A 13,589-nucleotide genomic window follows, 5' to 3' on the forward strand; every position below is an offset into this window, starting at 1 on the left:
CCCGCGCCGCGCATTGTGAGACATACGAGCACGCCGCGCGGGAAAACCGCATCTTCGGCTCACATTTACTGCGGAATTTACCCCCGTAACGCGGATTTTCCGCATTCTTGCGGCTGACAACTTGCCAACCGCGCGTGTTTAGGGTTATAAAGCCAGACGTTCAATTTTTAGCAAAAGACCTAAACCATCATGTCCGCCAAGTTTTATTTTTACTTTTTTTGGCATCTCAAGCCGCTGGCGGATCGAGAGGGGTGAGTCGTTTGTGTAGAACCCAAGTTTCCCGAAAAACCGCCAGCGTAGCCTGGCGGTTTTTTTATGCCCGCTTTTTTTGATGATTTTTTGCGCTGTCCTGATCTGTCGGACGTAACGACCAACGAACACAGCACCAAAACGAGTTCCTGGAGAACCAGCATGCCCCCGCACAACACCGACGATGTCCGAATTCGCGAATTGAAAGAACTGACGCCCCCCGCCCACTTGATCCGTGAGTTCGCCTGCGCCGAGCCGGTTTCGAACCTGATCTACAACTCGCGCCAGTCGATGCATCGCATCCTGCACGGTATGGAAGACCGCCTGATTGTGATCGTCGGACCGTGCTCCATCCACGACACCAAAGCGGCTTTGGAATACGCGGGCCGTCTTGTCGAGCAGCGCAAGCGCTTTGAGGGCGAGCTGGAAATCGTGATGCGGGTGTATTTCGAGAAGCCGCGTACGACGGTCGGCTGGAAAGGTCTGATCAACGACCCATACATGGACAACAGCTTCAAGATCAACGAGGGCCTGCGGACCGCGCGCGAATTGCTACTGCGAATCAACGAACTGGGATTGCCGGCCGGCACGGAATACCTCGACATGATCAGCCCGCAATACATCGCTGACCTGATTTCATGGGGTGCGATCGGCGCACGGACGACGGAGTCGCAAGTGCATCGCGAGCTGGCGTCGGGATTGTCGTGCCCGGTCGGCTTCAAGAACGGCACGGACGGCAACGTGAAGATCGCCGTGGATGCCATCAAGGCAGCATCGCAGCCGCACCATTTCCTCTCGGTGACGAAGGGCGGCCATTCGGCCATCGTATCGACGGCCGGCAACGAGGACTGCCACATCATTCTGCGCGGCGGCAAAGCGCCGAACTACGATGCGGAAAGCGTGAACGCCGCATGCAACGACATCAGCAAGGCTGGACTGGCCGCGCGCCTGATGATCGATGCGAGCCATGCGAACAGTTCGAAGAAGCATGAGAACCAGATCCCGGTGTGCGCCGATATCGGCCGGCAGATCGCGGGCGGCGATGAGCGGATCATCGGCGTGATGGTGGAGTCGAATCTGGTCGCCGGACGGCAGGATCTGAAGGAAGGCTGCGAGCTGACCTACGGGCAAAGCGTCACGGATGCGTGTATCGGCTGGGAAGATAGCTTGAACGTGCTCGAAGGGTTGGCCGAAGCCGTGAAGCAACGGCGCGTGGCGCGGGGGAATGGGAATTGATTGGCTTAGTTTGACGACATGCCCAAAAGGGTTGCGTTTTACGCAGCCCTTTTTTGTTTGATTGGCCAACAAAAATTCAATGATACGAAAGCAAAATATTGCCAATTGTTATTCAATAATAATTTTTCGCTGTGTATACATTCTCTAAAAATGCGAACCATCGGGCGTCGCCTCTAGGAATTTCCCGACATTCGACCCTAAACAATTTGACGGGTGACCGCTTGCATTTCCGATCAGCAAGAAAAAATTTCGAAAACATTTTCTCAAATGCAATGGATAATATTTAAGCGCACGATCGTGCTATTATTTTATTTTTTCTTACATCCATGAACGAACAGATCTTTTACTTGTTGGGATTTATCTTGTTCTGCGCTGGAACCTTATTAGGCATCCCGCACGGGCTCTCCAAGCGGAGAGGAACCGCAGACGACACTGAGCGATGGCGTGTTGCACATTTGTCGACATGCATTGGCGGAATATCAATTATAGGGATCACATTAGCTCTTAAAACACTTCTTCAAGATGATGCATTTTACACTCTGTGGTTATTCACAGCGGCAGCGTATTCATTTTTTGCAGCGTGCTCAGTCAGCGGATGGCTTAAGGTATCTTGGGACGGTGATCAAAGTCTGCTTCAGGTTAAAGTCATTTACTGGACACAGATACTCGCATCCGGACTGTCGTTGCTCGCGATTTTACTTTCGGCAATTACGCTCGTTCTTAACACTTGGCATCACAGATAATTTTTCGCTGAGCGGCAGATATCCGTCTTTCACGCGGGAAGAGGAACTGATTGACTTGAGCGTGGTTTGATAATCGAAGGGCTGCCATTTCCGGCAGCCCTCTCTTTGATCCCGAACGCGCTAACGCTAAGCGGCCTCGCCGGAACCGAAAATCTCGGTACGCACCCGTGCCTTCGATACCCCCGCGGCCATCAACGCGTCTTGCTGCGCGCGCATGAAGGGCACGGGGCCGCAAAGATAATAATCGGCGTTGGGAAGCAGGGTTTTATCGGCTATGCGGGCGAAATCCAGGCGTCCCGCGAAGTCGAAATCGGTTCCTGGGCGGTCATCGGCGTGAGTCTTTTCGTAAAACACAGTCCGCGACACGTTCGGATGTTTTGCGACAATCGCGTCCAGCCATGTGCCGAACGCATGCGTGCGGCCATTCCGGCAAGCGTGGACAAACGATATCTGCCGCTTGGTGTCCTGAGCGGTCAGGGACGCGAGCATCGACACCATCGGCGTAATACCTACGCCGCCGCTGATCAATACAACAGGCGTTGTCTTGCTCCGGTCGAGTGTGAACTCGCCCATCGGCGCGCTGACGTCAACAATCCCGCCGACTTCCATCCCGTCATGCATAAGATTGGACACGTATCCAGCCGGCAGATCCTGCGCTAATTCGCGCTTCACCGAAATGCGCAGCCACTGGCCGTTCGGAGCGTCGGAAAGCGTGTATTGACGCGGCTGGTCAACGCCGATTTCCTTCACGAATCGCTTCACGCTGATGTACTGGCCCGGCTCGAAATGGCAGACCGGACCGCCATCGGATGGCTTTAAATAAAACGATGTGATCTCGTCGCTCTCCTGTTCGCGCCGAAACACGACAAACGGCCGGAAACCACTCCACGCGGCTTGGGCATACAGCCCCTTTTCCGCTTCGATAAAGATCTCGGCGAGCTGCGCGTAAGCGGCTCGCCAGGCGTCGAGCGTGGGTTCATCGACAGCATCGCCCAGCACCTCAGATATAGCTGCCAGCAGATTTTCCCCGACGATCGGATATTGCTCCGGCCGGATATTCAAGCTCGCGTGCTTGTGCGCGATATGCGTGACGGCCGATCCGAGCGCACCGAGGTTATCGATGTTCGCGGCATACGCGTACACCGCTCGCGCCAACGCCTGCGGCTGGCTGGCGCTCTGTTGATGCGCCTGGTTGAACACGTTTTTCAACTCGGGATGGTGGATGAACATCCGCTTGTAGAAGTGTTGAGTAATGGTCACGCCATGTTCAGCGAGCACGGGAGCGGTGGCTTTTACACGGGCAATCTGGTCGGCGGTCAAGGCTGTCATTGATGAGCTCCTTTAAAGATGCATTTATAATACATCTTTAAAGGAGCTGCTTATCCGCGCGTTTTGTCGCAGGGATATAAGACGATGCTGATTGTGGTGTCCAGCAGAGCAAACTGCGCCGAACACGCGCTACGCTTTTAGACCTTCCGTTCGTGGTTCCACAACACGTCCGTTCCACCATCCACTCGATTCAACACGCGCGCCAGCACGAACAGCAAATCGGATAGCCGATTCACATACTGCCGCGGCGCCGCGTTGATCTTGTCCACCCGGCCTAGCGCGACAATCGACCGCTCCGCGCGCCGGCACACCGTCCGGCCAACATGCGCGAGCGACGCCGCGCGCGATCCGCCCGGCAGGATGAACTCCTTCAGCGGCGGCAAAGTCGCGTTGTACCCCGCAATCCATTCATCGATACGAGCCAGATGCGACTTCTCGATCATCGAATGGCCTGGAATGCAGAGCTCGCCGCCGAGATCGAAGAGATCGTGCTGGATGGCCGACAACGCGGCGCGTACGTCATCCGGCAGCGGTTCGCACAGCAGCACGCCAAGCTGCGAATTCAGTTCATCGACATCGCCGATCGCCGTGATCCGTGCGTCGTCCTTCTGCACGCGGCTACCGTCGCCGAGGCCGGTCGTGCCGTCGTCGCCGGTGCGCGTCGATATCTTGCTCAGGCGATTGCCCATGATCTTCTCCAGGTTGCGCGGAACGCCGGTCAGCATCCGTGCTCATTATAGGCAACGTGCGGGCATCGCCCGACGGGCGGGCTCGAGGCAGGCTCGATCTGGGCTAACGGCGTAAAATGAGACCATAAAACGCACGATTCCCGCATTTCGATGCGAAATTTCGTGCATCCCAAAATGCCATCACACCGATGTCCGGAGACATGCCGTGAACCACCCCGTCCCACCGCTCGCCGTGCGCCGCACGTTCCCCGCCGCCTTGCTCGACGCGCTGAAAGCCGCGTTTGCCGAACGTGTCTCCACCACCACCGCGGTCCGCGAACACCACGGCCGCGACGAATCGCCATTCGATCCGCAACTGCCTGACGCGGTCGTTTTCGTGACTAGCACGGAAGAGGTCCAGACGGTGGTCCGGCTCTGCGCCGAACACAATGTCCCGGTCATTCCGTATGGCAACGGGTCGTCGCTGGAAGGTCATTTGCTGGCGGTTCAGGGCGGTGTATCCATCGATATGTCGGGTTTGAACCAGGTGTTGTCGATCGACGCCGAAGACCTGACGGTCACCGTGCAGCCCGGCATTTCGCGTAAGCAGTTGAACGAAGCGCTGAAAGACACCGGACTGTTTTTCCCGATCGATCCCGGGGCGGATGCGAGCATTGGCGGAATGTCGGCAACGCGTGCGTCCGGGACCAACGCCGTGCGCTACGGCACGATGCGCGAGAACGTGCTCGGCTTGACCGTCGTGTTAGCCGATGGCCGCGTCATCAAGACGGGCACCCGGGCGCGGAAATCGTCGGCCGGATACGACCTCACGCGATTGTTCGTGGGCTCGGAAGGCACGCTTGGCGTGATCGTCGAAATCACCGTGCGGCTTTATCCGCAGCCGGAAGCGGTATCGGCGGCGGTGTGCGCATTTCCATCAATGGGCGACGCCGTGCGCGCCACCATCGAAACGATCCAGATGGGCGTGCCCGTGGCCCGCGTCGAGTTTCTGGATTCGCTGGCCGTGCGTGCGATCAACCGCCATTCGAACCTCACGTTCCGCGAATCGCCCATGTTGTTCTTCGAATTCCACGGCACGGAAAGCAGCGTGAAGGAACAGGCGGAAACGGTGCAGGAAATCGTCGCACAAAATAACGGCACCGATTTCGAATGGGCAACGCGGCCGGAAGACCGCAGCCGCCTGTGGAACGCGCGTCACAACGCCTATTTCGCGATGCTGCAACTGAAGCCCGGCTGCCGCGCCGTAACAACCGACGTCTGCGTACCGATCTCGCGGCTGGCCGAATGTGTGATCGAAACGGAGCAGGACCTGAAGGTAAGCACGCTGCCCTGCCCGATCGTCGGCCATGTCGGCGACGGCAATTTCCACGTCGCCATGCTGCTCGATCCGGCCAAGCCCGAGGAATTCGAAGAAGCCGAGCGGATCAACCATCGCATTGTGGAGCGCGCGCTGCGCATGGGCGGAACCTGTACCGGCGAGCACGGCGTCGGACTGCACAAGATGGGTTTCATGATCGAGGAACACGGCGAAGACGCGATCAGCGTGATGCGCTCGATCAAACATGCGCTCGACCCGAAAAACCTGATGAACCCGGGCAAGATTTTCTCGTACGACGCTTGATCGAACGGGGTTGATTAATTCGGGATAACCGAGCCGCGAGCAACGGCGCGGCGCGAACAACGCGCCCGCGCAAAAACATGCTCCGTCCCCGTAATTAGCCCGATCGACGGCAGCCACGCGCAGGTGCAAGATCAACCCTCTGCTTTTTGGAAATACTCCAGAGAGAGCACAAACACCGCCGGGAGAACACATGAACGCACCCGCCGAGCTAACGCCTGAAGTGTTGGCGCAACGTCAGCGCGAAGTGGTCCAGGCGTTGATGGCCGTGCTGCCGACGCATTGCCTGCTGTATCGCGAGGAAGACACGGCCGCTTACGAATGCGACGGGCTTGCGGCGTACAGGCGGCTGCCGCTTGCAGTCGCGTTGCCGGAAACCGAAGCACAGGTTCAGCGCGTCGTGCAGATCTGCGCACGGCTCGACGTGCCTATCGTCCCGCGTGGCGCCGGCACGGGCTTGTCGGGCGGCGCCATGCCGATCCGTCATGGCATCGTGGTGTCGCTTGCGCGCTTTCGCAAGATCGTGGAGGTTGACCCGTACGCACGGACTGCAACGGTCCAGCCGGGCGTGCGCAATCTCGCCATATCGGAAGCCGCGGCGCCCTTTGGGCTCTACTACGCGCCCGATCCGTCATCGCAGATTGCCTGCACGATCGGCGGAAATGTCAGCGAGAATTCCGGCGGCGTCCACTGTCTCAAGTACGGCCTCACGTGTCATAACGTGATGCGGGTGCGCGCGGTATCGATGGAAGGCGACATCCTTGAATTCGGTTCGCTTGGGTTAGACGCGCCTGGGCTCGACCTGCTGGCCGTGTTGATCGGCAGTGAAGGCATGTTTGCCATCGTCACCGAAATCACCGTCAAGCTGATCCCGAAGCCGCAAACGGCCCAGGTGATCATGGCGAGCTTCGACGACGTCGTCAAAGGCGGCAACGCGGTCGCCGCGATCATCGCGGCCGGCATCATTCCCGCCGGGCTCGAAATGATGGATAAGCCCGCGACACGCGCCGTGGAAGAGTTCGTGAAAGCGGGCTACGACCTCGACGCGAAGGCCATCCTGCTCTGCGAATCGGACGGCACGCACGACGAAGTCATGGAGGAAATCGTGCGGATGACGGCCGTGCTGCGCGAATTCGGCGCGAATCGCATCCAGATTTCGCGCTCGGAAGCAGAACGGCTGAAATTCTGGTCCGGCCGCAAGAACGCCTTTCCGGCTGCCGGCCGTATCTCGCCTGATTATTACTGCATGGACGGCACCGTGCCGCGCCGCCAGATCGGGCCGCTCCTGGCGCGTATTGAAGAGATGGAAAAAAAGTACGCACTGCGTTGCATGAACGTTTTCCATGCCGGCGACGGCAACATGCATCCGCTGATTCTTTTCAACGGCAACGATCTCGACGAATGGCATCGGGCCGAGGCATTCGGTTCGGACATCCTGGAAACGTGCGTGGAATTGGGCGGCACGGTGACGGGCGAGCATGGCGTGGGTATCGAAAAGATCAACTCCATGTGCGTCCAGTTTTCGCCCGAAGAACGCGATACGTTTCACGCGATAAAACGTGCCTTCGATGCTCCCGGCCTGCTGAATCCCGACAAAGGCATCCCGACGCGCGCGCGCTGCGCCGAGTACGGGAAAATGCATATTCGCGGCGGCTTGCTGCCGCATCCCGAGATACCGCGCTTTTAAACGGCGTGTTTAGGCGATGCTTGTAAACGTTGCGTGTAGATAGACGTCCCTTTCAGGCATCGGCGGTGGTTCCAGGCGTTCAAACCCGTTCAAGTCCGCATAGGTATCCACGTTTATACGAGTGGCCGTGTGGGAACACGCCGATACACTGACCCAAGAGCCATAAAACGCGGGACACCATGACAGAGGAAGACATTGTTGCGAGCTGGTCCGAGCGTGTACGCGCCGCGACGGCAAGCAACACGCCGCTACGGATTCGCGGCGGCGGCACGAAGGACTGGTACGGGCAGACGCTGCAAGGCGAGATAGTCGATACGCGGGCGCATCGCGGGATTATCGAATATGACCCGGCCGAACTCGTGATCACCGCGAAAGCCGGCACGCCGCTCAGCGAGATCGAAGCGCGGCTGGACGAATGCGGTCAGATGCTGCCGTTCGAACCCCCGCACTTCGGCCCAAACGCCACGCTCGGCGGCTGTATTGCAGCCGGACTCGCCGGCCCGCGGCGCGCCGCGGCCGGCGCGCCGCGCGACTTCGTGCTCGGCGCCGTGGTGATGAACGGCCAGGGCCAGGTGCTGCATTTCGGCGGTCAGGTCGTGAAGAACGTGGCGGGCTACGACGTCTCGCGGCTGCTTGCCGGTTCGCTCGGCACGCTGGGGCTGATCCTGGAAGTATCGGTGAAAGTGCTGCCGAAACCTGTCGCCGAAGCCACGCTCAAGTTCGAAATGAACGACACGGATGCCGTGCGCAAGCTCAACGAGTGGAGCGGCCATCCGTTGCCATTGACCGGCAGTGCGTGGCGCGACCACACGCTCGCGCTGCGCCTGGGTGGCGCGGAAGCGGCGGTGAAAGCAGCGCGGACATCGTTGGGCGGCGAAGTGGTGGACGCGGTCGAAGCCGAGCGTTTCTGGTGCGGTTTGCGCGAGCAATCCGATCCGTTTTTCGCCGTCATCCCGCCGAAGTCCGCTTTGTGGCGGCTGTCGCTGCCATCGATTGCCGAGCCGATGCATCTTCCCGGCCCGCATCTGATGGAATGGGGCGGCGCGCAACGCTGGTGGATCACCGACGCCGATCCGCAAACCGTGCGCATCAGCGCCAAGCAGGCCGGTGGCCACGCGACCATCTTCCGATCGGGCGCGGTGTATGACCGCAACGCAGGCGTCTTCACGCCCTTGCCCGCCCCGTTGATGAAGATTCATCGTGGCCTGAAAGCTGCATTCGATCCCGCGAGCGTTTTCAATCGCGGCCGCCTCTACCCCGACTTCTGAACTGAAGACACACGCAATGCAAACCAACCTCGCCGACTTCATGCGCGACACCGCCGATGGCGAAGAAGCCGAGGCCATTCTGCGCAAGTGCGTGCATTGCGGATTTTGCACGGCGACGTGCCCGACCTACCAGATACTGGGCGATGAACTCGACGGCCCGCGTGGCCGGATCTATCTGATCAAGCAAATGCTGGAAGGCGCGCCCGTTACACGCAGCACGCAACTGCATCTGGACCGCTGCCTCACGTGCCGCAATTGCGAAACTACGTGCCCATCAGGCGTGCAGTATGGACGGCTGGTGGAGATTGGCCGGAAGGTCGTGGAAGAAAAAGTGGAGCGGCCGTTCGGCCAGCGTGTACAACGCAAACTCCTCGCCAACTTCCTGCCGAACAGCAAGCTTTTCACGCCCGCGATGAAACTCGGCCAGCAGTTCCGGCCTCTGTTGCCCAAAGCCTTGCGGACCAAGATTCCGGTCGCACAACGGCCGCTCGAACCGCCAACCGGCACGCATGAGCGCACGATGCTGATGCTCGCCGGCTGCGTTCAGCCAGCCATGATGCCGAACGTCAACATAGCGACTGCAAGAGTGTTCGATGCATTAGGCATCCAGATCCTGACCGCACCGGGCGCGGGCTGTTGCGGCGCGATCCGCCTGCATCTCGGCTACAACGATGAAGCGCTGGACGACGTGCGCAACAACATCGACGCGTGGTGGCCGTATGTCGAAAACGGCGTGGAAGCGATCGTGATGAACGCGTCCGGTTGCGGCGCGACGGTGAAGGAATACGCGCATTTGCTGCGCAATGACCCGGTCTACGCAGAGAAGGCCGCACGGATCGTGGACCTGACGCGAGACTTGTCGGAAATCCTGCCGCAATACGAGGACGAACTAACCGCGATGGCGAGGCGTCGCGCCGTGCACACCGTCGCGTTCCACCCGCCGTGCACGCTGCAGCATGGCCAGCAGATCCGCGGTCACGTGGAAAACTTGCTGACAGCGTTGGGCATCGAAGTGCATCTTCCCGCCGATAACCACTTGTGCTGCGGCTCGGCTGGAACGTACTCGGTGCTGCAGCCCAAACTCTCGTACGCATTGCGCGACCAGAAACTCGATGCGCTCGACAAGCTCGAGCCGCAGATGATCGTCTCGGCCAATGTGGGCTGTATCGCGCATTTGCAAAGCGGCACGTCCACGCCCGTCGTGCACTGGATTCAACTGGTCGAACATCTGCTGTATGGCTAACGCTGGCGGGCGTTGGCTGAATCGTGGCGCCGCGTCCGTATAATCGGCACTCTGCTTACTCGATATGCGGCGTCCGATTCCATGTCTTCCTCTCATGTAGCCCGTCACCTCGACGAAGTCCGTCAGCGGATCGCCAAAGCGGCGGCGGATGCCTCGCGCGACGCGTCCTCGGTCACGTTGCTCGCGGTATCGAAAACTTTTCCTGCCGAGGACGTCCGCGCTGCCTTCGACGCCGGACAACGCGCGTTCGGCGAAAACTACGTACAGGAAGCGGTCGCGAAAATAAGCGAGCTGGCGGATTTGCGCAGCGAGGTCGAGTGGCATTTCATCGGACCGTTGCAGTCGAACAAGACGAAGGTAGTTGCCGAGAATTTCGACTGGGTGCATTCGGTGGATCGGCTAAAGATTGCCGAGCGTTTGTCCGATCAGCGTGGCGACAACATGGCTGCGCTTAATATCTGCCTGCAAGTGAATGTCAGCGGAGAGGCATCGAAAAGTGGCGTGACGCCCGACGAAACGCTGGCGCTTGCGCGCGCCATTGCCGCTCTTCCGAAGCTCAGGTTACGCGGCTTGATGGCGATTCCCGAACCGGCCGGCACGCTCGATGAACAACGCGCGCCGCATCGGCGTCTGCGTGAAATCATGGACACGTTGCGCGCGGACGGACTCGAACTCGACACGCTTTCCATGGGGATGTCGGCGGATATTGAAGCCGCCATTCTTGAAGGCTCGACCATGGTTCGTATTGGCACGGCGATCTTCGGCGCCCGCGATTATTCCCATTAATTCTTCTCGACCACTTCTACTTCATCATGAAAATTGCATTTATCGGTGGCGGCAACATGGCGTCGGCGCTCGTTGGCGGGTTGATCAAGCGCGGCGTCGCGCCGGCGGATCTGTACGTTGTCGATCCCGGCGAAGAAGCCAGGCAGCGCGTTGACAAGCAGTTCGGTATTACGACAGGCGAGGCGATCGATTCGAAGCTGGCGGACTATGACGCCATCCTGCTTGCCGTCAAACCGCAGGTGTTGAAGGACGTGGCTGCAGCCTTGCAACCGGTTTTGTCGAAGCAACTGGTGATCAGTATTGCAGCGGGCATTCGCGCCGCCGATTTGTCGCGCTGGCTCGGCGGCTACACGCAGATCGTGCGCACGATGCCGAATACGCCCGCGTTGATCGGCATGGGCGTGACGGGGTTGGCCGCGTTGCCGGGTGTCGATGATGCAGCGAAGGCGCTGGCATCGAAGGTATTGGAAGCGGTGGGTGAAATCGTCTGGTTCGACGACGAAACGAAGATCGACGCGGTCACCGCCATTTCTGGCAGCGGCCCGGCGTACGTGTTCTACTTCATCGAAGCGATGCAGGAAGCCGCGCGGCAGCTCGGCATGGACGAAGAGCAAGGGCGCGCGCTCGCGGTGGCTACGTTCACCGGCGCGGCTCAGCTCGCGGCGCAATCGGGTGAACCGGCGAGTGTGTTGCGGGAGCGCGTGACATCGAAGGGTGGCACAACGGCCGCAGCTTTAGCTTCCTTCGATGCCCAAGGCGTGAAGGATGCGATCGTCCGTGGCGCGTTGGCGGCGGATGCGCGGGCGAAGGAAATGGGCGTGGAGTTGGGGAAGGCTTGAGTCGGTCCGATCGATGAGAAAAGCCACGAGGGTCGTGGCTTCTTGTGACCGGACTTATCGGTCAGGCTACCGGTCAGACGCGCTCGCGTTAGCGTCCTTGCGTTGCTCGGCTCCGCGCGAAGAAATCCTGGCGTCGTGCGAATGCAACCGACTTGAAACAATTCAAGCGCCTGTTGAGTTGAATTGCCTTACCGCATGAACGCGTAATGCGCCGCAATGCCGGCGAACAGAACGCCGCCGAGCCAGTTGTTATGTTTGAACGCGACGAAGCACGGCATGCGCTCGCGGTTCTTGATCAGCGTGTAGTGATAGATCGCGCAGGCCACCGCCGCCGCCCAGCCGATCCAGTACACCAAGCCGAACGCCAAGGTCATGCCAATCCACACGTAAATCCCGAGCGTCACGGCATAACACAGCATGATGGCCAGCACATCGAAGCGTCCAAACGTCAGCGCGGATGTGCGTATTCCAATCTTGATGTCGTCGTCACGATCGACCATCGCGTATTCAGTGTCGTAGGCGACCGACCAGAACACGTTCGCGGCGAGCATGATCCACGCGAGCGGCGGCACGTGGTCCTGCACGGCGGCGAAGGCCATCGGAATGCCGAAGCCGAATGCGATGCCCAGATACGCCTGAGGGATCGCGAAAAACCGCTTGGTGAAGGGGTAACTTCCCGCGACAAAAAGCGCAAACACCGAGAGCTCTTTCGTCAGCGTGTTGAGCGGCAGGATCAGCAAGAACGCTATTGCCGATAAAACCACCGCCAGCGCCACCGCTTCCCATGCAGCAATCTTGCCGGACGTGATCGGGCGATTTTCGGTGCGCTTCACGTGTTTATCGAAGTCACGATCTGCGTAGTCGTTGATCGCGCAACCCGCCGAGCGCATCAGCAGCGTGCCGAGCACGAAGATCAGCAAGAGCATCGGCGATGGACGACCGCTCGATGCAATCCACAGCGCATTGAGCGTCGGCCACAGCAACAGTAAGCTGCCAATGGGCTTGTCCATCCGGACGAGGCGGAGATACAGCGGAAGGCGAGCGAGCATGGCGAATGGGCGACGGCGAATAGCGGTGACCGTATTTTAAGGCAGACGAACCAAACGGCTTGTTTTCGGTTTTCGCCGGTGCGGACGGGTCTGATCGCATCGCTGAAAACGGCGCTATAAACCGCATCCGCATAAAGACCCGAAACCCCAAAAAACCAAAAGCCCCGCATTCGTCGAACACGGGGCTTTTCCAATCGCCCGATCAATCCGTGGCGATCAACTTCAAAATCTTACTGTCCCAGCATCGCGCGCAACATCCACGCGGTCTTCTCATGAATCTGCATGCGCTGTGTCAACAGATCAGCCGTCGGTTCGTCGTTGGCGCTATCGGTGAGCGGGAAAATCGCGCGCGCCGTGCGCACGACCGCTTCCTGCCCTTCCACCAACTGGCGAATCATTTCTTCGGCGACGGGAATGCCATCGGCTTCCGGAATGGACGACAGCTTCGCAAACTCACGATAGCTACCCGGCGCGTACACGCCCAGCGCGCGAATGCGTTCAGCGATCGAATCAACCGCCAGCGCGAGTTCCGTGTATTGCCCTTCGAACATCAAATGGAGGGTGTTGAACATCGGCCCCGTGACGTTCCAGTGAAAATTATGGGTCTTCAAATAAAGCGTGTAGGTATCGGCCAATAGATGCGACAAACCATCGGCAATCTTCTTGCGGTCTTTGTCGCTGATACCGATGTTCACAGCCGGTGATGCGATTTTCTTCGCCATAGTGACTCCGTGAGAGTGATACGAACGGTGCGGGCGCCCCGGTTAAAGCTGCTGCCGGGGCTGCCGAGCGTTCGTCAGTTTATCTTAGAAACGCGGCGCGACCCGCCATAGAGGCGGGTCAGAGGGGGTAT

The 13,589-nt window shown here is 59.3% G+C and carries 11 protein-coding genes; 7 read left to right on the forward strand and 4 right to left on the reverse strand.

What is annotated here, in order from left to right; translation table 11 throughout:
• The first annotated feature begins 411 nt into the window (after positions 1-411).
• Positions 412-1,485 (forward strand): 3-deoxy-7-phosphoheptulonate synthase AroG, encoded by a 1,074-nt coding sequence (gene aroG, locus GSQ93_RS22265; RefSeq protein ID WP_158937805.1) that lies wholly within the window; start codon positions 412-414, stop codon positions 1,483-1,485.
• Positions 1,486-2,354: 869 nt separating this feature from the next.
• Here the strand turns inward: aroG and hmpA are convergent.
• Together hmpA and GSQ93_RS22275 are read right to left on the reverse strand one after the other, a co-directional pair.
• The gene (gene hmpA, locus GSQ93_RS22270) at positions 2,355-3,557 is read right to left on the reverse strand and encodes an NO-inducible flavohemoprotein (protein ID WP_158937806.1); all 1,203 of its coding nucleotides are present in this window, start codon (positions 3,555-3,557) and stop codon (positions 2,355-2,357) included.
• Between the two features lie 137 nt (positions 3,558-3,694).
• Complete coding sequence (locus GSQ93_RS22275) at positions 3,695-4,246, reverse strand: cob(I)yrinic acid a,c-diamide adenosyltransferase (protein WP_158937835.1); 552 nt, start codon at positions 4,244-4,246, stop codon at positions 3,695-3,697.
• A gap of 205 nt (positions 4,247-4,451) precedes the next feature.
• Here GSQ93_RS22275 and GSQ93_RS22280 point away from each other — a divergent pair, with 205 nt between their 5' ends.
• From GSQ93_RS22280 to proC, 6 genes are all read left to right on the forward strand, one after another.
• On the forward strand, positions 4,452-5,867 hold the full coding sequence (locus GSQ93_RS22280) for an FAD-binding oxidoreductase (RefSeq protein WP_158937807.1): 1,416 nt from the start codon (positions 4,452-4,454) through the stop codon (positions 5,865-5,867).
• A gap of 190 nt (positions 5,868-6,057) precedes the next feature.
• Positions 6,058-7,551 carry an FAD-linked oxidase C-terminal domain-containing protein gene (locus GSQ93_RS22285; RefSeq protein WP_158937808.1) on the forward strand — a complete coding sequence of 498 codons (1,494 nt, stop codon included), beginning with the start codon at positions 6,058-6,060 and terminating at the stop codon, positions 7,549-7,551.
• A 179-nt stretch (positions 7,552-7,730) separates the two neighbouring features.
• Entirely contained in the window at positions 7,731-8,819 is a 1,089-nt protein-coding gene (gene glcE, locus GSQ93_RS22290; protein ID WP_158937809.1) for a glycolate oxidase subunit GlcE, read from the forward strand.
• A 16-nt stretch (positions 8,820-8,835) separates the two neighbouring features.
• A complete protein-coding gene (gene glcF, locus GSQ93_RS22295) occupies positions 8,836-10,062 on the forward strand; it encodes a glycolate oxidase subunit GlcF (RefSeq protein ID WP_158937810.1) in 1,227 nt (408 codons plus the stop codon).
• 81 nt (positions 10,063-10,143) lie between these two features.
• Complete coding sequence (locus GSQ93_RS22300; RefSeq protein WP_158937811.1) at positions 10,144-10,848, forward strand: YggS family pyridoxal phosphate-dependent enzyme; 705 nt, start codon at positions 10,144-10,146, stop codon at positions 10,846-10,848.
• A 26-nt stretch (positions 10,849-10,874) separates the two neighbouring features.
• Positions 10,875-11,687, forward strand: a complete 813-nt coding sequence (gene proC / locus GSQ93_RS22305; RefSeq protein WP_158937812.1) for a pyrroline-5-carboxylate reductase — start codon at positions 10,875-10,877, stop codon at positions 11,685-11,687.
• Positions 11,688-11,875: 188 nt separating this feature from the next.
• Here proC and ubiA read toward each other — a convergent pair whose 3' ends face one another.
• Positions 11,876-12,736: a 4-hydroxybenzoate octaprenyltransferase gene (ubiA, locus tag GSQ93_RS22310; protein WP_158937813.1), complete on the reverse strand. Its 861-nt coding sequence runs from the start codon at positions 12,734-12,736 to the stop codon at positions 11,876-11,878.
• A 230-nt stretch (positions 12,737-12,966) separates the two neighbouring features.
• Positions 12,967-13,458: a Dps family protein gene (locus GSQ93_RS22315; RefSeq protein WP_031357483.1), complete on the reverse strand. Its 492-nt coding sequence runs from the start codon at positions 13,456-13,458 to the stop codon at positions 12,967-12,969.
• Positions 13,459-13,589: the final 131 nt, after the last annotated feature.

Source organism: Burkholderia sp. S171, from assembly GCF_009766085.1.
Classification (GTDB): Bacteria; Pseudomonadota; Gammaproteobacteria; order Burkholderiales; family Burkholderiaceae; genus Caballeronia.